This is a genomic window from Brachybacterium aquaticum, assembly GCF_014204755.1.
GTDB classification, from domain to species: Bacteria; Actinomycetota; Actinomycetes; order Actinomycetales; family Dermabacteraceae; genus Brachybacterium; species Brachybacterium aquaticum.
Genome location: NZ_JACHLZ010000001.1, coordinates 226,150 through 248,367 on the forward strand (window position 1 = coordinate 226,150; position 22,218 = coordinate 248,367).

18 protein-coding genes are annotated in these 22,218 nt (G+C 71.0%); 12 read left to right on the forward strand and 6 right to left on the reverse strand.

Going from position 1 to position 22,218, the window contains the following annotated elements; genetic code table 11:
• Positions 1 to 33 precede the first annotated feature (33 nt).
• Positions 34 to 1,866 carry a coiled-coil domain-containing protein gene (locus tag HNR70_RS00910; RefSeq protein ID WP_184323997.1) on the reverse strand — a complete coding sequence of 611 codons (1,833 nt, stop codon included), beginning with the start codon at positions 1,864 to 1,866 and terminating at the stop codon, positions 34 to 36.
• 230 nt (positions 1,867 to 2,096) lie between these two features.
• Here HNR70_RS00910 and HNR70_RS00915 point away from each other — a divergent pair, with 230 nt between their 5' ends.
• The 7 genes from HNR70_RS00915 (at position 2,097) to HNR70_RS00945 (ending at position 9,937) form a co-directional block, all read left to right on the forward strand.
• Positions 2,097 to 2,768 carry a DUF4194 domain-containing protein gene (locus HNR70_RS00915; RefSeq protein ID WP_184323998.1) on the forward strand — a complete coding sequence of 224 codons (672 nt, stop codon included), beginning with the start codon at positions 2,097 to 2,099 and terminating at the stop codon, positions 2,766 to 2,768.
• A 238-nt stretch (positions 2,769 to 3,006) separates the two neighbouring features.
• Complete coding sequence (locus tag HNR70_RS00920; RefSeq protein ID WP_184323999.1) at positions 3,007 to 4,071, forward strand: ABC transporter substrate-binding protein; 1,065 nt, start codon at positions 3,007 to 3,009, stop codon at positions 4,069 to 4,071.
• A 3-nt stretch (positions 4,072 to 4,074) separates the two neighbouring features.
• Positions 4,075 to 5,073, forward strand: a complete 999-nt coding sequence (locus HNR70_RS00925; protein WP_184324000.1) for a FecCD family ABC transporter permease — start codon at positions 4,075 to 4,077, stop codon at positions 5,071 to 5,073.
• Positions 5,070 to 6,161: a FecCD family ABC transporter permease gene (locus tag HNR70_RS00930; protein ID WP_312857529.1), complete on the forward strand. Its 1,092-nt coding sequence runs from the start codon at positions 5,070 to 5,072 to the stop codon at positions 6,159 to 6,161. Before HNR70_RS00925 ends, HNR70_RS00930 begins: the two co-directional genes overlap by 4 nt.
• A 4-nt stretch (positions 6,162 to 6,165) precedes the next feature.
• The gene (locus HNR70_RS00935; RefSeq protein WP_184324001.1) at positions 6,166 to 8,040 is read left to right on the forward strand and encodes an SIP domain-containing protein; all 1,875 of its coding nucleotides are present in this window, start codon (positions 6,166 to 6,168) and stop codon (positions 8,038 to 8,040) included.
• A gap of 38 nt (positions 8,041 to 8,078) precedes the next feature.
• Positions 8,079 to 9,128 (forward strand): alcohol dehydrogenase catalytic domain-containing protein, encoded by a 1,050-nt coding sequence (locus tag HNR70_RS00940; RefSeq protein WP_184324002.1) that lies wholly within the window; start codon positions 8,079 to 8,081, stop codon positions 9,126 to 9,128.
• A gap of 107 nt (positions 9,129 to 9,235) precedes the next feature.
• Positions 9,236 to 9,937 (forward strand): acyltransferase, encoded by a 702-nt coding sequence (locus HNR70_RS00945; RefSeq protein ID WP_184324003.1) that lies wholly within the window; start codon positions 9,236 to 9,238, stop codon positions 9,935 to 9,937.
• A gap of 49 nt (positions 9,938 to 9,986) precedes the next feature.
• Here the strand turns inward: HNR70_RS00945 and HNR70_RS00950 are convergent, their stop codons facing one another.
• A complete protein-coding gene (locus HNR70_RS00950; RefSeq protein ID WP_184324004.1) occupies positions 9,987 to 11,570 on the reverse strand; it encodes a polysaccharide pyruvyl transferase family protein in 1,584 nt (527 codons plus the stop codon).
• Positions 11,571 to 11,866: 296 nt separating this feature from the next.
• Between HNR70_RS00950 and HNR70_RS16345 the strand changes: the two genes are divergently transcribed.
• From HNR70_RS16345 to HNR70_RS00975, 5 genes are all read left to right on the forward strand, one after another.
• Entirely contained in the window at positions 11,867 to 13,903 is a 2,037-nt protein-coding gene (locus HNR70_RS16345; protein WP_184324005.1) for a CDP-glycerol glycerophosphotransferase family protein, read from the forward strand.
• Positions 13,900 to 14,619, forward strand: coding sequence for an IspD/TarI family cytidylyltransferase (locus tag HNR70_RS00960; RefSeq protein ID WP_184324006.1), 720 nt, complete (start codon positions 13,900 to 13,902; stop codon positions 14,617 to 14,619). The genes HNR70_RS16345 and HNR70_RS00960 overlap by 4 nt, the downstream gene beginning before the upstream one ends.
• Before the next feature lie 44 nt (positions 14,620 to 14,663).
• On the forward strand, positions 14,664 to 15,671 hold the full coding sequence (locus HNR70_RS00965; RefSeq protein ID WP_312857530.1) for an NAD-dependent epimerase/dehydratase family protein: 1,008 nt from the start codon (positions 14,664 to 14,666) through the stop codon (positions 15,669 to 15,671).
• A gap of 178 nt (positions 15,672 to 15,849) precedes the next feature.
• Positions 15,850 to 16,797, forward strand: coding sequence for an ABC transporter permease (locus HNR70_RS00970; protein ID WP_312857531.1), 948 nt, complete (start codon positions 15,850 to 15,852; stop codon positions 16,795 to 16,797).
• Positions 16,790 to 17,656: an ABC transporter ATP-binding protein gene (locus HNR70_RS00975; RefSeq protein WP_184324007.1), complete on the forward strand. Its 867-nt coding sequence runs from the start codon at positions 16,790 to 16,792 to the stop codon at positions 17,654 to 17,656. Before HNR70_RS00970 ends, HNR70_RS00975 begins: the two co-directional genes overlap by 8 nt.
• A gap of 9 nt (positions 17,657 to 17,665) precedes the next feature.
• Here HNR70_RS00975 and HNR70_RS00980 read toward each other — a convergent pair whose 3' ends face one another.
• The 4 genes from HNR70_RS00980 to HNR70_RS00995 all read right to left on the reverse strand — a co-directional run bounded on the left by HNR70_RS00980 (position 17,666) and on the right by HNR70_RS00995 (position 22,034).
• The gene (locus tag HNR70_RS00980) at positions 17,666 to 18,373 is read right to left on the reverse strand and encodes an SDR family NAD(P)-dependent oxidoreductase (protein WP_184324008.1); all 708 of its coding nucleotides are present in this window, start codon (positions 18,371 to 18,373) and stop codon (positions 17,666 to 17,668) included.
• Positions 18,366 to 19,052, reverse strand: coding sequence for an IspD/TarI family cytidylyltransferase (locus HNR70_RS00985; RefSeq protein WP_184324009.1), 687 nt, complete (start codon positions 19,050 to 19,052; stop codon positions 18,366 to 18,368). Before HNR70_RS00985 ends, HNR70_RS00980 begins: the two co-directional genes overlap by 8 nt.
• A 73-nt stretch (positions 19,053 to 19,125) precedes the next feature.
• Positions 19,126 to 20,439, reverse strand: coding sequence for a CDP-glycerol glycerophosphotransferase family protein (locus HNR70_RS00990; RefSeq protein ID WP_246375115.1), 1,314 nt, complete (start codon positions 20,437 to 20,439; stop codon positions 19,126 to 19,128).
• Positions 20,385 to 22,034 (reverse strand): glycosyltransferase family 2 protein, encoded by a 1,650-nt coding sequence (locus HNR70_RS00995; protein ID WP_184324010.1) that lies wholly within the window; start codon positions 22,032 to 22,034, stop codon positions 20,385 to 20,387. The genes HNR70_RS00990 and HNR70_RS00995 overlap by 55 nt, the downstream gene beginning before the upstream one ends.
• Between the last annotated feature and the right edge of the window lie 184 nt (positions 22,035 to 22,218).

The window sequence follows — 22,218 nt, forward strand, 5'->3', positions numbered from 1 at the left end:
CGCGCTGCCCGATGAGGGGCGGTCGCGCGCAGCTCAGCGCTGCGGCTCGGCGCCGTCCTCCGGGCCACGGAACTCGGGCGCCTCCGGCGGGAGCTCGCCGTTCTGCTCGCGCAGCAGCTGCTCCTGACGGAAGTACGCGTCGTCCTCACCCTCACCGAGGCGCGGGCTCTGCCCATCGCGGTCGACGGTGCGGGAGGTGTCGCGAGCGGTGTCCTGCGGGGTGTACGACTGCGCACCGCCCTGCGCCTGCTGCGTCTCCTGCGCGAGCGGGGCGTCCTCGTCGAACTGCGGATCCTGGACGACGCGGGGCTGCTGGGCGTCTCCGTGCTCTTGGCCGTACCCGTGCTCCTGGCCGGTCCGGACGTCCTGGCGGTCCTGCCCGAACTGCCCGGTGCCCCGCTCCTGCGCGGCGTAGTGCTGCTCCCGCGAGGTGTACTGGGGCGCATGCTCGGAGCGGTCATCGGTGCGCTCGTCGGACGAGCTCCACTCCTCGGCGGAGAGGCTGTCCTCCGCCCCGGTCCGATGGGTGTCGTCGCGCGGCGCGTCCTGCGCGGTGCGCTGTCCCTGCACCTCGTCCTCGCTCTGCCAGGTGTAGCCCTGGTCGGAGGAGGAGGACCCGTCCGCATCGTCACGGTGGCCGACGCGGTCCTGCGCGGTGGGACGGCCGTAGGCGATGTCCTCGGTGCCCTCGGTGCCCTCGGTCGAGCCGTGGGCCGAGGTGTCGGCGAAGCGGTCGTCGGAGGTGCGCTCCGCGCCCGTGCGCTCCGTGGAGGTGTGCTCTGCGGAGTAGTGCTCCGCGGCGGGGCGCTGCTCGGACGCCCCGTGGTCCCGGTCGTCCGACCGGGCGGCACCGCCGGCCACGGCACCCGCGCCCGCACCGGCTGCGGCGGCCGTGCCCGCGGCAGCCGCGGTGCCCGGACGGCGATCGCGCTCCGCAGCATCGTCCGCACGGTCGGCGGCGTTGCCGTGCTCAGCGTGCTCGAAGTGCTCAGGGCGCTGAGTCCGCTCGGCCTGCCCGGTGTACTCGCTGTTCCCGGAGTACTCGGAGTTCCCGGAGTACTCGGAACGGTCGGCGTTCTCGACGTTCTCGTCGGTCACCGGGCGGGCGGCGCGTCGACCATGCTGGCGCGAGCGGTCCGCCTCGTCGGCCGATCCCTCAGGACGGTCGGTTCCCTCGCGACGGTCATCGGACGGATCGAGATCGCGCTGGTCCGTGCTCTGCTGGTCGGTCCCGTGCGGGTCCGTGCCGTGCTGCGCGACGTCGCGCTGGTCGGCCCCGGCGAGGTCGGACTCGTTGCGCCCGGTCTCGGCGCGCTCGGCCTCACGATGCGTCGAATGCCCGTCGGCCGTGCGAGCCGCGTCGGCCTCGTGGCGATCATGCGCGCCGGTTTCGGCGCCCGCGCCGGCGGCACCCGCGCCCGCGCCCGCGGCAGTCCCGGCACCGGCAGCGGTGCCACGGCTCTGCTGAGCCGAGGAGTCGGTGTCGGGATCCAGGCGGTCCGCCTCGGCGCGCTGCTCCTCGAGGGCGCGGCGCTCCTCGTCGACCTTCCGGCGCTGCTCCTCGGCCTCGGCGGCACGGCGCTGCGCGGCGATCTGCTCCTGCTCGGCGGCCTTGGCCTTCTGCTCGGCCTCGAGCCGGGCCCGGTCGGCGTCGAGCTCGGCCTCGCGGGTCTTCAGATCGTTCTGCTGGAGGGCCTGCTCCTTCTGCGCGGCCTCATCGCGGATCTGCGCAGCGCGGCGGCGGTCCTCCTCCTGCTGGCGCTGTTTGCGCTTCTTGGAGGCGATGACCCCCACCACGATCAGCACGATCAGGAGGAGCACCACCGCGATGATGATGGCGATGATGGCGGGCTGGGACAGGTTCACGGTCCGCTCCTTGCGGTCGACGACCCTCCGACGGTCCCGGCGGAGGGCATCCTGCTTGTACGGGCGATTCCACCAGACGGAGGCCCGTCACGAGGGTCCTTCCTACCAATTGCGCGGAACTCGTGCCACCCCGCGACCAGCCGGTCGGAGGGGAGGCCGAACTCTGCGACGGGTCCCGGGCCCGCCTGCGGGGAGGCCCTGCGGAGGGGGCGACGGTACAGTGAGCGACCGTGACCAGTCCCGCATCGCGCATCGCCGACGACGACCTCGACCCCGCCGACGAGGCCGCCCCCTCCGTGCCCGGCGGAGCCCTGGTGGACGAGTCCCGCCGGGTGCTCGTGCACCTCCTTCAGGGCCCCTTCCTGGACGGCCGACGCGACGGCGGCCGCTACGCCCAGCTGCTGCGCGACCGCGCCGCGATCGAGGCGCGCCTGGCCGACCTCTTCCTCGAGCTGATCGTCGACGACGACGCCCAGGTCGCCTTCGTGCGCCAGAGCGAGGACGACCCCGACGCCCCGAAGCTCCTGCGCCGCCTGACCGGCATGAACCGCCTGGACTCCGTGCTCCTGCTGGTGCTGCGCCAGATGCTGCTGACCCAGTCCTCGCGCGGCCAGCGCACCGTCGTCTCCGAGGCCGAGATTCAGCAGGCCCTCGCCGCCTATCGCCGCACCACCTCGACCGACGAGGCCGGATTCGCCAAGGAGGTGCGCGCCTCGATCGCCAAGGTCCAGCGCGCGGGCCTGCTGGACGAGCAGGGCGACGACTTCGAGGTCTCCCCGGTGCTGCGCCTCATGATCGGCCCCGACACCGCCCGCGAGTTCATCGCCCTGTATCGCCAGGCGGGGGTCGACGGTCTCGAGGACCCCCGCGACGCGGCCGACGAGGACGACGCCGACGCCTGACGCTGGGCCTCCTCCCGGCGATCCCCGGGGTCTGATCCAGTCCCGGCACCCTCGACCGGGCGCGTGATCTGGAACGCATTCCCATGCCACGCTGTGCCCTTGACGAGCACCGTTGCCCCGGCCTGCCCGCAGGGCCCCCCTTCCTGGGCGGCCGTCAATTGAGCAATCCGAGGCTTGCGTAATAAGGTCAGGCTCACCTCACCTCCTCCCCGGGGGTGCCGAGAGAAGGAACCTCCCCATGTCGCGCACGTTCTCGCGCCGCTCCGTTGTGCTCACCGCCCTCGCGCTGCCCGCGCTCGCCGCCTGCAGCGGCGGGGCCGACGTCCCCGGCACCTCCGGCTCCTCCGCCTCCGACGGCGGGTCCGGGGCCGCGGCCGACGCCTTCCCGGTCACCGTCGAGCACATCTACGGCACCACCGAGATCGCCGCCGAGCCCACGCGCATCGCGACCGTCTCCTGGGTCAACGGCGACACCGTCCTCGCCCTCGACATCGTCCCCGTCGGCCTGCCGCTGGTGGAGTGGGGCGGCAACGACCAGCAGTCCACCGACTGGATCGACGCGAAGCTCGACGAGCTCGGCGCGTCCTGGGGCAGCGAGAACGCCCCGACCACCTACTCCGAGACCGACGGCGTCAACGCCGACGAGATCGCCGCGCTCACCCCGGACCTCATCGTCGCCGCCTACTCCGGCCTCACCCAGGAGGAGTACGACACCCTCGCCAAGATCGCGCCGACCATCGGCCCGCTCGCCCCGAGCTACACCGCCTCCTGGGAGGACGTGCTCACCGCCGTCGGCACCGCCACCGGCCGCAGCGCCCGCGCCGAGGAGCTCGCCGCGACCCTCACCGCCGACCTCGCCGCCGTGGGGGAGGAGAACCCCGAGGTCGCCGAGTCCACCTTCATCGCCGCGAACCTCTCGCCCACCGACCACGCCATCAGCATCTACGCCGGGGACGACACCCGCCCGCGCTTCTTCACCGCCCTCGGCATGACCCAGGCCGACGTGGTCACCGAGAACACCCCGGACGACTCCACCTTCTACTTCGAGTGGTCCGCCGAGCGCGGCGACGAGCTCGTCTCCGACGTCCTCTACACCTGGGCGTCGGCCGACACCACCATCGAGTCGCTCCAGGCCGATGCGCTGTTCGACAAGATCCCCGCCGTCGCCTCCGGCGCCCTCGTGCTCACGGCCGACGACCACCAGACCCTCTCGATCTCCGCCGCGAGCGTGCTCAGCCTCCCGTGGGCGCTCGAGAACGTCGTCCCCTCCGTCGTCGAGGCCGCACGGACGGCCAAGGCCTGAGCGGTGCCGCGCCGCACCACCGCGCTCGCGATCGCCGGGGCCGTCGTGGCCCTGGCGATCGCGTGCCTCCTCTCCCTCCTGGTGGGCGCCCGCACCGTGCCCCCGGGGACGGTGTGGCAGGCCCTCGTCGCCTTCGACCCCACCAGCGCCGACCATGCGGTCCTCGCCAGCCGGCTCCAGCGCACCCTCGCCGGTCTCGCCGTGGGTGCGGCGCTCGCGCTCGCCGGCGCCGGGCTGCAGGGCATGACCCGCAACCCGCTCGCCGACCCCGGCATCCTCGGGCTGAACGCCGGGGCCTCCGCCGCGGTGGCGCTGGGCGTCTACCTGCTGTCGATCTCCCAGGTCACCCAGTTCATGGTCGCCGGCTTCGCCGGGGCCGCCCTCGCCGCCGTGACCGTCTACGCCATCGCCTCGGCCACCCGCTCCGGCGCCACCCCCATCACCCTCGCGATCGCCGGCGCCGCCGTCACCGCCGGCCTCGGCTCCGTGGTCAGCGCCCTGGTCGTCCTCGACCAGGGATCGCTGGACCGGATGCGCGCCTGGCAGGTGGGCGTGCTCGGCGCCCGCGACCTCGGCGACCTCGCCGCCGTCGCCCCCGCCCTGCTGCTCGGCGCCGCGCTCGTGCTGCTGCCCGCCCGGGCCCTGAACGCCCTCGCCCTCGGCGACGACGCCGCCACCGGCCTCGGCGTGCACGTGGCCCGCACCCGCGTGGTGCTCGGCATCGGGATCGTGCTCCTGGTCGGCGCGGCCGTGGCCCTCGCCGGTCCCGTCGGCTTCCTGGGCCTGGTCGTCCCGCACGCGGTGCGCCTGCTCGTCGGCGCCGATCATCGCCGCCTGCTGCCGCTGTGCCTGCTCGTCGGCCCCACCGTGCTGCTGCTGGCCGACGTGGTCGGCCGCGTCATCGCCCCGCCCGCCGAGGTGCAGGTCGGCGTGATGACCGCCCTGCTCGGCGTGCCCGTCTTCCTCGTCCTGATCCGCACCCGGAAACGGGTGGCGCTGTGAACACCGCCCGCACCGCCCGCACCGCCGGCAGCACCAGCACTACCGGCGCCACCGGTACTACGAGCCGCACCCGTCCCGCCCGGCGGTGGCTGCTCGTGGCCGTGCTCGCCGCCGCGGTGCTCGCCCTCGTCATCGCCCGGGTGCTGCTGGGCACCCCCTTCGTCTACGCCGACCTCGCGGTGCGCGCCCTGCTCGGCGAGCAGATCCCCGGCATCTCCTTCATCGTCATGGACGACCGCCTGCCCGCCGCCGTCGTCGGCGCCCTCGGCGGCGCGGCGCTCGGGCTCTCCGGCACCGTCTTCCAGACCCTGCTGCGCAACCCCCTGGCGAGCCCCGACGTCATCGGCGTGACCCTCGGCTCCTCCGCCGCGGCCGTCGCCGCCATGGCGCTCCTGGACGCGCAGGGGCTCGCCCTGTTCTGGTGGACGCTGCTGGGCGGGATCGCGACCGCGCTGCTCGTGCTGTGGGTCGCCCGCGCGCACCGCCCCGGTGGCCCCGGCGCCGGGGGAGCGGGCGCAGTGGACGACCGCTTCGTGCTGGTCGGCATCGGCGTCGCCGCCGCCCTCACCGCTCTCGTGCAGTACCTGCTCAGCCGCATGGCCACCCAGCAGGCCGGCGAGACGATGCACTGGCTGGTCGGCTCCCTCTCCGGTGCGACCTGGCCCCGCGCCGGGATCCTCGCCGCCGCGCTCGTGGTGCTGATCCCCGTGCTCGCCGCGCTCGTCGGCCGCCTGCGGATCCTCCAGCTCGGCGACGACACCGCCGCGAGCCTCGGCCTGCCCGTGCCCGCCACCCGCATCGCCCTCGTGCTCGTCGGCGTGCTGCTGAGCTCCTTCACCGTCGCGGTCACGGGGCCGCTCGCCTTCGTCGCCTTCCTCGCGGGGCCGCTCGCGCGGCTGCTCGCGGGCCGGCACACCTTCGCCCTGTCCGCGCTGGTGGGCGCGGTCCTCGTGCTCGCGGCCGACGTGGCCGGGCAGAACCTCTTCGGCCGGGTCGAGATGCCGGCCGGCGTCATCACAGGAGCGCTCGGAGCGCCGTTCCTGCTGTGGATGCTCGTGCGCTCCCGCACCCCCGGAAGGGACAGGTGACCCCATGGCCCAGCTGACCGCCGCCTCCCTCCAGCTCGCCTACGACCACCGCGTCGTCGTCGAGGACCTCGACCTCACCCTCCCCGAGGGGAAGGTGACGATGATCGTCGGCGCCAACGGCTCGGGGAAGTCCACCCTCCTGCGCGGACTCTCGCGCCTGCTGCCCCCGCAGCGCGGCCAAGTACGGCTCGACGGCACCGACATCCACTCCCTGCGCGGCAAGGAGCTCGCCCGGCGCCTCGGGCTGCTGCCCCAGGCCCCGCTCGCGCCCGATGGCGTCACCGTGCGCGAGCTCGTCACCCGCGGACGGTACCCCCATCAGGGGCTGTTCCCGCAGTGGACCGACCAGGACGAGCAGGCCGTCGCCGAGGCCCTCGCCCTCACCCGCACCGACGAGCTCTCCGGGCGCATGCTCGACGAGCTCTCCGGCGGGCAGCGCCAGCGGGTCTGGATCGCCATGGCCCTCGCCCAGCGCACCGACGTGCTGCTGCTGGACGAGCCCACCACTTACCTCGACGTCACCCACCAGCTCGAGGTGCTCGACGTGGTCCGGGAGCTGAACCGCACCCGCGGCACCACCGTCGGCATCGTCCTGCACGACCTCCAGCTCGCCGCCCGCTACGCCGACCACCTCGTGGCCGTGCGCGGCGGCGCCATCCACTCCCAGGGCGCTCCGGCCGACGTGATCACCGCGGACATGGTCCGCGAGGTCTTCGCGCTGGAGGCCCTCATCGCCCCCGACCCCGTCACCGGCACCCCCATGGTGCTGCCGCTGGGCCGCGAGGGCGCCTCCCCCCGAGTCCCCGAGGAGGACCCCATGACCCCCGCAGCCGCCGCCCTCGAGAGCACCGCCGCCCCGCGCGCCGATCTCGCGAGCACCGCCGTTCCCGCCCTCGAGGCGAGCCCCCAGCTCGCCTTCCCGCTCACCGTCGCCGCCCGCCACATGGTCGGCGCGAACCTCCTGCGCCTGACCCTCACCGGCCCGGACCTGCACCACCTCGGCGTGGGCGGTCCGCTGCTGGACGTGCGGATCAAGCTGATCATCCCCGCCCCGGACGCCCGCGAGGACCACCTCGCCGCGCTGCGCCCGGACGCGCTCGCCGAGCCCGCGGCCTTCGAGGGCTGGTACCGGGGCTGGCTGCAGGTCGATCCGGCCGAGCGCGGCTGGATGCGCACCTACTCGATCCGCGAATGGCGCGGCGCGGGGCACCCCGGCAACCTCGGCCCCCACCCCGAGCTCGACATCGACATGGTCCTCCACCTCGAGGAGCCGGCCGTCCCCGGCTCCGGCGTCGCCGCCCGCTGGGCCGCCGCCGCGCAGGTCGGCGACCCGATCACGCTGCTCGGCCCGAACGCCCGCCTCGTCGGCCCCGACTACGGCGGGATCGAGTTCCGCCCCGGCACCGCCCGGCGCGTGCTGCTCGCCGGCGACGAGACCGCCCTGCCCGCGATCTGCGCGGTCCTCGAGACGCTCCCGGAATCCTTCACCGGCCACGCCCTGATCGAGGTGCCCGACGCCGCCGACGCGCAGCGCATCCTCACACGCTCCGACGTCGAGGTGTCCTGGCTGCCGCGCGGCGACGCCCCGCACGGCACCCTGCTCGACCCCGCCGTGCGCACCCTCCTCGACGAACGGCCCGAGCTGTGTGCCGAGTGCTCCGTGGGCGTGCCCCACGAGCCCGGCGACTTCGAGGAGGTCGACATCGACTCCACCATCCTGTGGGAGACCACCGAGGGCCACGGCCCCTTCTACGCCTGGCTCGCCGGAGAGGCCGGGGTCATCACCGGCCTGCGCCGCCACCTGGTCAAGGAGCTCGGCGTGGACCGCAAGCAGGTGAGCTTCATGGGGTACTGGCGCAAGGGCAGAGCAGAGGGCTGACAAGAGGGCTGAGCTGGAGGGATGACAGACTCCTCCCCATGAGAGCCGTCGTCATCGAGCAGTTCGGGCAGCGCCCCGAGGTCCGCGAGGTCCCCGCCCCCCTCGCCCCGCCGGGCGGCGTGGTGCTCGACGTCGAGGCGACCGGGCTGTGCCGCTCCGACCACCACGCCTTCGCCGGCCACGACGGCGACGTGACCCTCCCGCACGTGCCCGGCCATGAGCTCGTCGGCCGCGTGGCCGCCCTCGGCGAGGGCGTGACCTCCGTGCGCGTCGGCGACCGGGTCACCACCCCCTTCGTCGAGGGCTGCGGGCGGTGCCGGTGGTGCCGGGCCGGTGCCTCCCAGATCTGCCCGGACCAGACCCAGCCCGGCTTCACGCACGACGGCTCCTGGGCCGAACAGGTCGTGATCCGCGCCGCCGACCACAACCTCGTCCCCGTCGGCGAGGACCTGCCCGCGGAGGCCGTCGTCACGCTCGGCTGCCGCTTCGCCACCGCCTACCGCGGCCTGACCGGCCGGGCGGGGCTGCGCGCGGGGGAGACCGTCGCGGTGATCGGCTGCGGCGGCGTGGGGCTGTCGGCCGTGATGATCGCCGCCGCGCTCGGCGCCCGCCCGATCGCGGTCGACATCGATCCCGGCGCGCTCGCGCTCGCCCGCGCCCACGGCGCGGCGGAGACCGTCGACAGCCGCGGTGCTGACGGGCGGGGCCTCGAGCCCGCGGCCGTCGCCGACGCCATCATCGCCGCGGCGGGGGAGCGGCCGACGGTCACCGTCGAGGCGCTCGGCCGTGAGGCGACGACCGACGCGGCGCTGCTCGCGCTCGCCCCGCTCGGACGGCACGTGCAGATCGGGCTCTACGCCGCCCCGCCGCGCCTGGCCATGCCGCGGGTCATCTCGCAGGAGCTCGCGGTGCTGGGGAGCCACGGCATGGCCGCCGCGGACTATCCGGGCCTGCTGGACCTGGTCCGCGACGGGTCCCTGCGCCCCCAGGACCTGGTCACCCGCACGATCTCGCTGGAGGAGGCGTGCGACGCGCTCGTGGAGCTGGGCGAGCGCACCCGCCCCGGGGTGACGATCATCCGACCCTGAGCGTCGACTAGCATTCAGCGCACGCGTCGGAGGCCGCGCGCCGGGAAATCGGCGCAGGGTCGTGTCCGGCCGGATCGGACCGAGACGAGCAGGAGACGGACAACTCGATGGATGTGCTGCAGGAACTGACGCCCTATCGCGACCAGCGCGGCAACAGGATCGAGTTCGAAGGGACCCTCCCGTCGGCCGCGAAGGTGAAGATCACCTTCCGAGGCTCCGGGAACAGGCTCGTCGTCGCGGCGAGCGCCCGGGTCGTCGACCTCGCGATCGACTTCTCCGGCGACGACTCCGTGGTCGTCATCGGAGAGACCTCCGAGAAGCGCACCGGTCTGCGCTTCTCGATGCGGCTCGGGCACCAGTGCACGGTCGACATCGGCGCCAATGTCGGTGCGGAGACGCGCACCTTCATCCGGGTCTCGGAAGGCCAGAGCGTCAGGATCGGGGACGACTGCATGCTCGCCTCCGGTGTGGCCATCCGTGCCGACGACTCCCATGCCATCTACGACGTCCGCACGGGCAAGCGCACCAACCCCGCAGGGAGCGTCGACGTCGGGGAGCACGTCTGGCTCGGCAAGGAGGTCGTCGTCATGGGGGGAGTGACCATCGGCGACGGAACCGTCGTGGGGCTGCGCAGCACCGTGACGCGGGACCTGCCCAACAACTGCGTGGCCGTCGGCGCGCCGGCGAAGGTGGTCCGTCGCGACGTGGCATGGGAGCGCCCGGTCCTGACCTTCCGCGAGCCCGGGATCGATGGTGTTCCGGAGGCACAGCAGAGGTCCGAGAAGTACTGGAACCTCACGGACGACTGAGGGACGCGCACGGTCGGCGGGGGTCGGGAATCCGCCGACCGCGTTCACCTCAGGGCGCCTGCCGACCGTCCTCGGCTCGGGACTCCCCCTCCGCAGCCCTCTGCTCCCGCTCCTCGGCGAGGGTCTCCCGTGTCGCCGCCAGGGCGACGTCCTTCTTCTTGTAGCTGTCGTAGGAGCGTCGCATCTTGCGGCGGACCTTTTCCTTGTACTGCTTGTGGGACGTGCCGCCATAGGGCGGCAGGTTCTCCGCGAGCTCCTTGTAGGTGAACGGGGTGCGGGAGCTCTGGGGTGCGACGACCCCCTTCACGCCCTCGAAGAGCGTCTCGTACACCCCCATGAGCTCCTGGTGGTCCTTGGGGACGCCCTCGCGCATCGCCCGATCGAGCTGGGCGAGGACATGCTCGGCGTTCCAGTTCTCAGGAGCGATCGCACGGTCCCCGCAGCCGACCGAGTCGTAGAAGTAGGGGACCTTGAAGTTCCAGGACAGCCCCACGGAGGGGATGGAGAGGGCGAAGCTGGTGATGCTCGCGTGCAGGCGGTATGCGATCACCCCGTCACAGGCGGAGAGCTGTGCGATCAGCTCCTCCGGGGAGTTGATCGTGAAGGAGACCTTGCCGGCGGGGACGCCGCGCGTGCGGACGAGGTTGTCGAGGAACACCTCGTCGGAGAAGTGGCCGGTGGTGAAGAGCTTGTAGTCGTCCCCGCGGGCGGAGAGCCGCTCGATGATGTCGAGCCAGAGCTCCTGCTGCTCCTCCTCGGTGAAGTCGATCCCGTTGTCCCTGAAGATCGCATCGCGCGTCACGACCAGTCCGATCCGGCGTCCGGACTTCTTCGGCGGCTTCGCGGCGGCGGGCGCCTTCGGGCGTGCAGGTGAGGGGGAGGATGAGGCGGTGGGCGCAGCGGGGGATGCAGGACGGAAAAGGGCCCTCGGAGAGGGGATCTCACCCCGGCGCACCTGCTTGACCAGTGCCTTCAGGTGCGGGGGCGCGGCCTGCTTCGCAGCGGCGAGCAGGGCGGAGGGGGAGGGGTGCGAGACGAGCGCTGCTACCGCGGGCCGCTTCTCGGGTGCCGCGGGGGTGCCAGCCTTCGGCTTCCGGAAGACCAGATCCGCGAAGACTGCGGGGTCGGCCACGTGCGCGACCGGGATCCCCGTCTCCTCGGTGTACCGCTGGACGGACTCGAGGTCGTCGCGGGTGGTGATCTGCCGCACCACGGGGAGCTGCAGGGCCTTCTTGAGCCGCTGCGACTTCGCGTTCTTCACGTCGTACTTCTCCACCCCGATGCTGGAGAACAGCACGGGAACCCCGTACTCCTCGGCGAGCTCGAGGGTGGTGATGGTCTTGAGGTAGAAGTTCTGGTACGCGTAGTTGAACAGCGGCGCTCCGCCGAAGATCAGCAGATCTGATCCGGAGATGAGCTTGCGGGCGTCCGCGAGGAGGGCCGGGTCCTTGGTCTGCATGTACTTCTTGCTGATGATGCCGGCCGCCCGGCTGGAGATCGTGTACTGATCCGTCCCCAGTCCGAGGTTGAGCATGACGCCCTTCAGCAGGGAGATCACCGAGGCCTCGATGATCTGATCGCCGACGTTGTCGGAATCGTTGTTCGTCAGGAGGAGGACCTTGAGCTTTGGCACGTGTGCTCCGTTCTCATCGTGGCCACCGGCTTGTCCCGGGGCGGCGGACGGTTGCGGCGACACCCGGGATCCATCCGGAGTTCATCGTGCGTCCACCTTGCGTCTACCCGACGTACAGTATGTACGGCGCATCGGGTCTGCGGATGACCATCGTGCCGACGCCACCCCCGGAGGAGATCTCCGGCGACGGGGCGAGCGGGCCGCCGTGCTGAGGCGGAGCGGTCTTGAGGCACGCTCCTGGCGGAGCACCGCAGGCGGGGATGCAGGGACGACGCGACGGAGAGGACATCGAGCGAGTGACAGCGCGCTTGAAGGTGGCGGACATCGCCTGGGACCACATCTGGATGACGCTCAGGCTGACGTTCGAAGGAACCGATGACCCGGCAGTCCCCGACGCAGGAGGGCTCTCGGAGGCCGAGGACCCGGTTCCGCTGCCCGAGAGCGCGCCCGGTGACTCGGCGGGCGACTACCCCGACGTCCCCGGTGAGCTGGTCGGCGCCGCGCTGGCTGCGGAGGCCGACGATCCTGCGGCTGCTGCGATCGCCGAGGGGGAGGGACCGGCGGGGGACGGTGTCGGACAGCTCTCCACCGAGGCGGGGACGGAAGGGCGCGTCGAGCTCCCCGCCGAACAGGAGCTCGCCGCACAGACCCCCTCAGTGCCCTCCCTCCCGGACATCGAGAGCGGTGCCGTCGAGTTCCTCTTCGTGGACAAGAAGAATGTCCAGGTGGCCGAGGCGACGCACCTCGGCGGGCGCGAATACGAGATCCGCATCAACATCACCCGCTTCAACGGTCGTCGCCAGTTCCCGGACGGGACCTGGCGGCTCATCCCGCGCGTCGACGGCGGGCGCGGGAAAGCGGCGACCTACGACCTCTCCGGCGCAGAGCGCCTGCCGGAGCTCTCCCGGGTGTTCCTGTACGACTCGAACCGGACCGGCTACACGATCTCCTTCGGGTTCTCCGAGGCCGAGGATCCGCCGGTCCTGCTCATGCGCGTCTACCAGCTCTTCAAGCGCTCCAAGGCGCCCAAGAAGCAGGGGCCGATGAAGCGCCTGCGCACCTACCCCTCGCGCCTGAGGAAGCGGGCGACCAGCAGGAAGAACAAGAACAAGGCGCTCACCAAGTACTACACATACGTCCGCGAGCACCGCCCTGCGAACCGGAAGCCCCGGATCCTCTTCGCCTCCGAGCAGCGCCCCCGGATCAGCGGCAACCTCCTGCGCATCCGGGACCGGATGATCGAGCGGGGCCTCGACAAGGACTTCGAGTTCAGCGAATCCTTCCGCGTCCCCAGCACCAGCGACAAGCGCACGACGCTGCGTGCGGTGAAGCTCCTGGCAGAGGCCGACTTCGTCTTCATCGACGACTACTTCGCGATGTTCGACTCGCTCAAGCTGGCCGAGGACTGCACCATCGTGCAGGTCTGGCACGCGGGCAGCGGGTTCAAGGCGGTGGGATACAGCCGCTTCGGCAACTACGGCTCCCCGAAGCTGAACAATGCCCACCGTCGTTACACCTACGCGATCACCGGCTCCAAGCACCTCGTGCCCGTCTACGCCGAGGTGTTCGGCATCGAGGAGGAGGCGGTGATCCCCACGGGGCTGCCCCGGATCGATTCCTTCCTCGACCCCCAGCGCACCGAGGAGGTGCAGGAATCCTTCTACCGGGAGAACCCGGATCTCAAGGACAAGCGGCTCATCCTCTTCGCGCCGACCTTCCGCGGGCGAGGCATCCGCGACGGCTACTACGACTACGACAGGATCGACTTCGAGGCGCTCCACGACTCCTGCGGGGACGACACCGTCGTCCTGTTCCGGATGCACCACTTCGTGAACAAGCCCATCCCCATCCCTCCCGAGTACTCCGATCGCCTGCGCGACTTCTCCCACTTCCCCGACGGCAACGATCTGCTGCATTCGGTGGATCTGCTGATCACGGACTACTCGTCGATCATCTACGAGTACTCCCTCCTCGAACGGCCGATGCTGTTCTTCGCCTACGACAAGGACGTGTACTCGACCACGCGGGGCTTCCACCGCGACTACGTCGAGACCGCTCCCGGGAAGGTGTGCACCACCTTCGACGAGCTCCTGACGGCGATGAAGGACGGCGACCACGAGGAGTGGCGGCGCGAGAAGTTCGTCCGCGAGAACTTCGATCACGTTGACACCCACTCCGCGGACCGGGTCATCGACTGGCTCATCCTGGGCGAGCCCATCGGCTCCCCGGTGGCGGGACAGGACCAGATCGACGTCCCGTCGCTCGAGGCACCCCACGAGACCTCGGCGGACCGGACGGACGAGCACCAGGCAGTGAAGGAGAACGTGTCATGAGCGTCGGGATCATCTTCGCGGGCGGAAGCGGCACGCGCATGAACTCACGGGCCCTGCCCAAGCAGTTCCTCGAGGTGAACGGGCGCCCGATCATCGTCCACACCCTCCAGCACTTCGAGGATCATCCCGATATCGAGGCGGTCGCCGTCGCGATCCTCCCGACATGGCGGGACCACTTCATGAAGCTCGTCGCGCGCTACGAGCTCTCCAAGGTGAAGTGGGTGGTCGACGGAGGAGGCACGGGACAGCAGTCCCGGCACCGCGCCCTGCAGGCCGTGGCCGCTGAGCGCCCGGGCGACACCGTGGTGCTGGTGCACGACGGAGTCCGCCCCCTCATCGACGAGGAGCTGATCAGCGCGAACATCCGCACCGTGCGCGAGCACGGTACGGCGATCACCTGCTCGAAGGTGAACGAGACGATCATCGCCAGTGACGACGGCGAGGTCGGAGCGATCATCCCGAGGGAGAACCTCTTCGCCGCGCGCGCCCCCCAGAGCTTCCGGCTGGGGGAGATCCTCGAGGCGTACGACGCGGCGGTCGCGCATGGGGAGGACGACACGATCGACTCGTGCTCCGTGATGAAGGACTTCGGCCACACCCCGCTGCATCGTGTCGACGGTCCCGTCTCCAACATCAAGATCACGACGGCGGAGGACTTCTACATCTGCCGGACGTACTTCGAGCTCATCGAGAACCAGCAGATTGTGGGGTTCTGACCATGCCGTCGACCAATCCAGTGATCCGCGAGGACATCGGACGCGTGCTCGCGCGCGATCTCCCCTGGGGTGACCTCGCCGGCTCGACCGTGCTCGTCACCGGGGCGAGCGGGATGCTCCCCTCCTATGCGGTGCGCACGCTACTCGGGCTCAACGACGACCGGGACGCCGGGATCACGGTGCTCGGGCTCGTGCGCAACGAGGAGAAGGCGCGGCGCGCCCTGGCCGACGTCGTCGACCGAGCGGACTTCCGCCTCATCGTGCAGGACGTGGCCGCGCCGCTGGAGGTGGACGGCCCCCTCGACCTCATCATCCACGGGGCGAGCGCGGCACGTCCCTCGCTGCACAGCGCGGATCCGATCGGCACGATGCGCGCCAATCTGCTCGGCACGATGAACCTGCTCGACCTCGCCGTCCGGAAGGGCAGCACCTTCTCGCTGATGTCGTCCTCCGAGGTGTACGGGGCCCAGGGCGAGGACGTCGAGCTGATCGAGGAGGACAGTTACGGCGGCTTCGACATCCTCACGCCGCGGGCGTGCTACCCGGAGGGGAAGCGGGCCGCGGAGACGCTGTGCGCGGCCTACGCCGCGCAGCACGGGATCCGCTGCAGGATCGCGCGCTTCGGCCACATCTACGGTCCCGGTATGGCGCTGGACGACGGCCGGGTGCAGGCCGAGTTCACGTCCAAGGTGCTCGCCGGGGAGGACATCGTCCTGAACAGCGACGGCAGCTCGCAGCGCACCTACACCTACGTCGGGGACGCGATCGCCGGTCTCTACTACACCGTGCTCGTGGCCGAGGAGATGGTCCACAACGTCTCCGACGCCGACGGTCTCGTGTCGATCCGCGAGCTCGCGGAGGCGTTCACGAAGGTGCGCCCGGAGCTCGGTCTCCAGGTGCACACCCGGCCCTCCGACACCACCGGCCGGTACGCCGCGACGAAGGCGCTGGGGCTCAGCAGCGCACGGCTCGCCGCCCTGGGGTGGAGCCCCGAAGTCGCTCTGGACGAGGGCCTCGCTCGCACGGTCGAGAGCCACCGGGGAGAGCTCTGAAGGGCCGCATCGTGCCCGTGGCGCTGCCCGGCGACCACGACGCTCGCGTCCGGAAGGAGGACGTCGCGCTGCGGTGGGACGTTCCTGGGGACGTCGATATCATGAACGGCAGGTTGCCGAGCGGCAACGGAGAAGAGGCGGAGGCAGCGGTGGACCGGCATCCCAGAGGAGCGACGGCGTGACGATCGACGAGGCGTCCTCCGTCACCGTGCCCCGCCCTCCGGAGCCCATCGAGCGGGTCTTCTCCGCGGACTCACTCGCCGTCGCCGTGGACCGCAACGACCTCGAGCAGATCGGCGTCCGTCCACGACTGGGCGCCTATGTCCGCGACACCTGGGCCTATCGCTCCCTCATCCATGTGATGGCGGTGTCCAAGGCCGAGGCGGAGAACCAGAACACCTATCTCGGCCAGGTGTGGTCGCTCATCTCCCCGATGATCAACGCCCTGGTCTACGTCCTCATCTTCGGATTCCTGCTCAGGATCGGCCGGGAGGGGATCGAGAACACCATCGCGTTCATCGTGGTGGGAGTCTTCATGTTCCGGTTCTTCGAGCGATCGGTGATGGCGGGCTCGCACTCGCTGGGGAAGAACATGTCCCTGGTGCGCTCCGTGCAGTTCCCCCGCGCGGTTCTGCCCATGGCCGGCGTCCTCGCGGAGCTAGCGATGCTCGGTCCGGCGCTCATCGTGATGTGCGTGATCTCGTACCTCTCGGGCCTTCTGCCCATGGCCGGGCGCATCACGATCGACGGGTATTGGCTGCTGCTGATCCCGGCGGTGCTGCTGCTGTGGCTGTTCTCCACCGGATGCGCATTCATCGCGGCGCGCCTCGTCGCCGTCACCCCGGACATCGACAACCTGCTTCCGCACTTCCTGCGGATCCTCATGTACGCCTCGGGCGTGATCTTCTCGGTCGAGCGCTACCTCAGCCAATTCAGCTGGGGCTGGATCATGGAGTACCAGCCCGTGGCGGTCTACCTCTATCTGGTGCGCTCCTCGATCCTCGACGAGCCGGCCTATCCGCCGGACGCCTTCATGTGGCTGCTGGGCGTGGCATGGGCCGTCGTCGTCGCCGTCGTCGGCTTCCTGTACTTCTGGGCCGGAGAGGAGCGGTACGGGCGTGACTGACATCGATGACGAGGTCGACTTCGAGATCGACCCGGACGAGCTCGGCACTGCTCCTGCTCCCGAGGTCCCCTCGGACCAGCTCTCCCTCGTGGTGAACGACCTTCACGTGTCCTACCGCGTGCTCGGCGCGCGGAAGGTGGGGCATGGTCCGACCCGCGACTGGGGAGTGCGGGACCGCCTGGTGCGCCGAGGGGCGAAGCAGGCGCCGATCCGCGAGGTGAAGGCCGTGCGCGGCATCACCTTCGCCGCCAAGCACGGCGAGGCGATCGGGATCATCGGGGTGAACGGCTCGGGGAAGTCGACCCTCCTGCGGGCGATCGCAGGTCTGATCCCCCCGGCGGCCGGCACCGTGCACGTGGCGGGGAACCCCGCGCTCCTGGGCGTCAACGCGGTGCTCATGAAGGATCTCAGCGGCGAGCGGAACATCATGATCGGCGCACTGGCCCTTGGTCTCTCCCGCAAGCAGGTCCAGGAGCGGTTCGACGACATCGTGGACTTCGCCGAGATCGGTGACTTCGTGAGCCTGCCGATGAAGTCCTACTCCTCCGGCATGGGCGCTCGGCTCCGCTTCTCGATCTCCGCCTCGGCAGTGCCCGACATCCTGATGATCGATGAGGCGCTGGCCACGGGCGATGCGGGCTTCCGCGCCAAGAGCAAGGCAAAGATGGACGAGATCCGCGAGTCCGCGGGCACCGTGTTCCTGGTCAGCCATTCGCTCGCGACGATCCAGACGATGTGCACCCGCGTGCTCTGGGTGCACGAGGGCAAGCTCGTCATGGACGGGGCACCGAACGTGGTCTGCCGACGGTACAAGCAGTACATCGCGGAGATGAAGGAGTATGCGAAGGCGAAGAATTGAGCCTCGCACTCACTTGCGGACGACGATGTTCTCGGAGTCGATGAATCGGCCGATCGGCGAGGTGAGCGTCTCGATCACCCGGGCGACGTGCTCCGGCTGCATGATCGTGGACGGATCCTCCTCCGGAGCCAGTGTGCGACGCAGGACGGTCGCCGTGCGCCCGGGGGAGAGGCACACGACGCGGGTGTCGTAGATCGCGAGCTCCTCGCGCATCACCTGGCTCATGTTGATCACCGCCGCCTTCGACGCCGAATAGGTGAGCCAGCCCGAGCGCCCCTTGATCCCCGCGGTCGAGGCGATGTTCACGATCATCTTGAACCTGTTCCCCCGGTTCAGGAGCCACTTGACGATGAGGAAGGGCGCATAGACGTTCACCGCCATCGTCCGCTCGAAGTCCTCGATCTCCGCCTGCTGGAGGGGGACCGGGTTCGTGTAGCCGGCGTTGTTGACCAGGTGATCGATCGTGCCGACCTCCTGGTGCACGGACTCGAGAGCCGCGTGCAGCGCGTCGCGGTCCCCGACGTCGACGGTGCGGGCGATGACCCTGCGCCCCACCGGGCTGCTCGCGCGCAGCTGCTCGACCGCGGCATCGAAGTCGGCCGAGGCGCGGGCGAAGAGCACGAGGGTCGTGATCTCCTCGCTGTGATGGAGCAGTCGTCGTGCAGTCTCCAGACCGATGCCGCGCGAGGCGCCGGTGATCAGCGCCGTCTCAGACATCGGCGTCCCCCTGGGGGCGAAGCAGGAAGGCCGCCATGCGAAGGTCGGTGGGCGTGGTGACCTTGAGATTCATATCGGAGCCCTCGATGAAGTGGACGGGACGACCGCTGTCCGCCACGAGGGTCGCGTCCTCGGTGTAGATCCTTCCGCTTCGTGCGGCTATCTCGTGGGCGGCGACGAGGTCGGCGAGCGCGAACTTCTGCGGGAGTTGGACGTTGCGCAGTCGGGAGCGGTCCAGGGAGCCAGTCACCTCGTGGGTCTCCGGGTCCACCGGGGCGACGGTGAAGGGGATCGGGCTCATGAGGGCCACGTTCGGGCGCTCGTCTGCGATCAGGCCCTCGAAGTCCTCGCGGGTCACGAGGGGACGCGCTGCCTCGTGGAGGATCACATCGGTCTCGGTGCAGTGGGGGAGCATCGCGGCGACGGAGGCGTGGCGGGAGTCGCCCGCCTCGACGAGCGTCACCGGCGTCCCGATGGCGTAGTCGTCCAGGACCTCTTCGACGGCGTCCCGCCAGCCGGACGGGTAGTTCAGGACGATCTGGGTGATCTGGTCGATGCGGTCGGCCTGAACGAGGGCGTAGACGAGGATCGGAATCCCACGGAGCTTCAGCAGCTGCTTCGGCTGGTGTGCGCCAACGCGCTCTCCGATGCCTCCGTTCAACAGGATCAGTGAGTACATGTGCGTCCTCCGGTGAGCGGTGGCCGGTAAGGCGCGGTCCCGATGGGGTCCCGGCGCGGGTCCGGTCGGTGCCTCATGCGCCGCTCCCGGGGGCCGCGGGGAGATCCTGGCGGGAGATCCGCTCCCACATCTCGTCCCGCCGGGAGGAGAGGCGGCGGCACGCCTCCAGGAAGCGCTCCAGGGAGCTGCCGGGCGTGATGTCGCCGAGGTAGTACTCGACCAGCTCGAGCCGCTCGTCTCGCCCGGGGTCCTTCTCGATCAGCAGCGCGGCCAGCGCACCGGCGGTGCCGGCGCTGTGGACGTCGAGCCGGGGTGCCGTCCGCAGCAGGGCGGTCGCCGCGTGGGAGGAGAGGGGGTCGCCGGTGCGGGTGATGATCAGGGGACGGCCTGTGGGCAGCCAGTCGTTGGCCACCGCGGAGACGTCGCACAGCAGCAGGTCGGCGTCCTCGAAGTCCTGCTGCAGCGGTCGGCCCTCGCTGACCGTGCCGAGCGGATCGTGGGAGAGGAGCTCACGCAGCTCCTGATCGCCGGTGCCGAACCCCGCCACCCTCACCCCGGTGAGGGGATGGGGCCGGTAGATCACCCGGAGGCCGGCCTCGAGCATCGAGCGCACCGCGGTCGGTCCATGGCTGAGCAGGGAGCTGTACGCCGCGGATGCCTCGCCGCCCTCCCATGTCGGCGCGTACAGCACGGTGCGGCGGGGATCGCTGCGGGGAGCGATGGCCGTGCGGTCGGTGTCCTGCGAGGGGCGGCCCACGGGGATGCAGCGTGCGGGGGCGTCGAACAGCGAGGTGTACCGCTCGAGCCGGTCGATCGCGGCCTGTCCGGCGACGAAGGAGTAGTCGTAGGCCTTGATCTGGTTGGAGACCGAGACGACCTTGTCCGAGTCGCCGTGCAGGAGCGAGACGTGGATCGCCGAGCGGGAGCGCAGCGCCGCGGAGTTCAGGGCGTTGTAGTTGACGTACAGCACGAGCTTGATCCCGCTGCGCAGGATGATCGCGTCCAGGGTGGCCTCCAGCGCGATGACCACCACCGGCATCTCGACCTCGTCGCGCAGGACCGCAGCGGTGCGGGAGTCCATGCACACGATCGTCACGCCCTGGGCGCGATGCAGCTCGTGGAGCGGCCCGTACCAGCTGCGCAGCTGGTAGAGGCTGTCGGTGGTGTCGGGGAAGTAGACCAGGACCTCGCCGTCCAGGGTCGCGTGCTGCAACGCCTCGTCCTCGCCGATGCCGTCGGGCATCCCGCCCGGCAGCAGGTGAAGTCTGCGCAGCAGCTTGCCGCCGGTGCTGCGGGCACGGCGGCGCAGGGAGATCCCACGGGTCGGCATGGTCAGTCCCTCCCCGTCGGGGTCCCGGGGGCGGCGTCGGCGAACAGCGCCGTCCATGCCTCGACGGTGGTGTGCTGCGGCAGGGCGCGGCGGTATCTCCTGCGCAGGGCGCCCCAGCGCAGTGCGAGGTCGAGGTGCGAGGCGATGCTCCTCGCGAGGGCGCGACGCATGTGCGAGCCGCGCACCCGATAGGCCTCCAGAGGGGTTCCACCGCGAGTGATCTGCACGGCGTCGGCCCCCATCGTGGTGGTCCAGCGGACCTTCTTCGAGGGGACTCTCAGCGTGACCCGTGGAGCGCGATCGGGCGTGGAGAGTCGGAGGAGCGCGTGTCCGAGCGCGATGGGGAGTGGCCGCGGGGAGGTGTGGGTCGGAGCGACGGGGCTCGGGAAGTCGCACTCGTGGTGCCAGGCCTCGACGATGCGCTCGCCCTCGGAGCGTGCGCGGTTTTGATCGTCGCCGAGCCATGCGTCAGGCCCGGCGCGGAACTCGTCGATCCCGGCCTCCCACAGCTCGGCGGTCAGCAGATGTCCGGCGAGCACGTGCTTGCACTGGTGGGCGAAGGAGGAGACGATCACGCCTCGGCCGGCGCCGCTGCCTGCGGCGACTGCGAGGCGGTTCCGGTGCAGGAGCCGTGCGGGCCAGGACATCTGGGTGATGTGGGCGTTCCACGGCGGATGGTGGACGGCGGTGCCAGGGAGCACGGCATGGTCGTAGCCGCGCGCCGTGGCACGGAGGCCGTACTCCGCGTCGTCCCACTTCAGGAACAGGGGAAGGGGAAGCCCGAGGTCGGCGGCGGTCCCCGGGGGGAAGAGCGTTCCCCACCAGCCGGTGTAGGTGGCGGGGGTCGACGGGGCGAGCGCGCCCCAGTCGACGGGGGTGGTGCCGCGGAGGTTCATGGGCCCGGACTCGAGCCCGGTGGGTCGCCAGTTGAAGGTGCGCGTGTCCACCGTCTCGGAGTGGGCGAGGAGTCGCTGCGGCTTCTTCGAGGAGAACAGCGGTGCGCCGAGGATCGTCGGGCGCGGGGCGAGGGTCTGGAAGGCGAGCATCCGGCGCAGCGACTCCCCGGAGATCACGGCGTCGTCGTCGGAGAACAGCACGGCCGCGCCGGGGTTCCGGCCGGCCTCGAGCATGCCGCGCGCGTATCCGCCCGAGCCGCCGAGGTTCGGCTGGGTCACCAGACGCAGCCGCTCCTCGTGCGCGAGGAGGCGACGCAGCCGCGGATCCTGGGCGAGCGTCCCGCCCTGGTCGACGACGAGGACCTCCGTCACCACCTCCATCTCCAGGAAGCGCTCGGCCTGGGCGAGCGCGTCATCCTCGCGGCGGTAGGTCGGGATCACGGCGGTGACCGGCGGCAGGTCGAGAGCGGTCTCGAGGCGCCACGTCGCGCTGCGGATCCTCCCCTCGAGCCAGAGCCAGTCCTCCGCCAGCTCGGCGCGTTGCAGCGTGCGGCGACCATTCCTCACCGCGCCGAGCTCCCGGCGGCGGCCGGCGCGGGCGCCGACGAGGGTGATGTCCTCCCCCTCCGCCTCGAGGACCACGGCGCGCTCGCCGATTACCGGTCGCCACACCGCGGCGGAGAAGGTCTGTTCCCAGAGAGTCGCGCGCGAGGCGTCGGCGATGTGTTGGAGAGCGAGGGGCTTCAGGGTCGCCATGGAGGATGCTCTCTCCTCGAGCCGGGGCCGGGAGGCGCCTCCTGCATGGGCCCTCCTCCACGGTCGCGGCCGCCGCGCCCCGCTCGCGGCAGATCGTTGGACGGGGAAGAGTGCACGACCCCGCTCCGCCTCGGCGCCGCGGTTCGTCGTGGCGTGACTATATCAAGGTGAACGGAAGGTGAAC

Coding starts and splice junctions, on each gene's coding strand:
- HNR70_RS00920 (WP_184323999.1), top strand. CDS start 3,007: ATGTCGCGCACGTTCTCGCGCCGCTCCGTTGTGCTCACCGCCCTCGCG.
- HNR70_RS00935 (WP_184324001.1), top strand. CDS start 6,166: ATGGCCCAGCTGACCGCCGCCTCCCTCCAGCTCGCCTACGACCACCGC.
- HNR70_RS00940 (WP_184324002.1), top strand. CDS start 8,079: ATGAGAGCCGTCGTCATCGAGCAGTTCGGGCAGCGCCCCGAGGTCCGC.
- HNR70_RS00945 (WP_184324003.1), top strand. CDS start 9,236: ATGGATGTGCTGCAGGAACTGACGCCCTATCGCGACCAGCGCGGCAAC.
- HNR70_RS00960 (WP_184324006.1), top strand. CDS start 13,900: ATGAGCGTCGGGATCATCTTCGCGGGCGGAAGCGGCACGCGCATGAAC.
- HNR70_RS00980 (WP_184324008.1), bottom strand. CDS start 18,373: ATGTCTGAGACGGCGCTGATCACCGGCGCCTCGCGCGGCATCGGTCTG.
- HNR70_RS00985 (WP_184324009.1), bottom strand. CDS start 19,052: ATGTACTCACTGATCCTGTTGAACGGAGGCATCGGAGAGCGCGTTGGC.
- HNR70_RS00990 (WP_246375115.1), bottom strand. CDS start 20,439: ATGGACGGCGCTGTTCGCCGACGCCGCCCCCGGGACCCCGACGGGGAG.
- HNR70_RS00995 (WP_184324010.1), bottom strand. CDS start 22,034: ATGGCGACCCTGAAGCCCCTCGCTCTCCAACACATCGCCGACGCCTCG.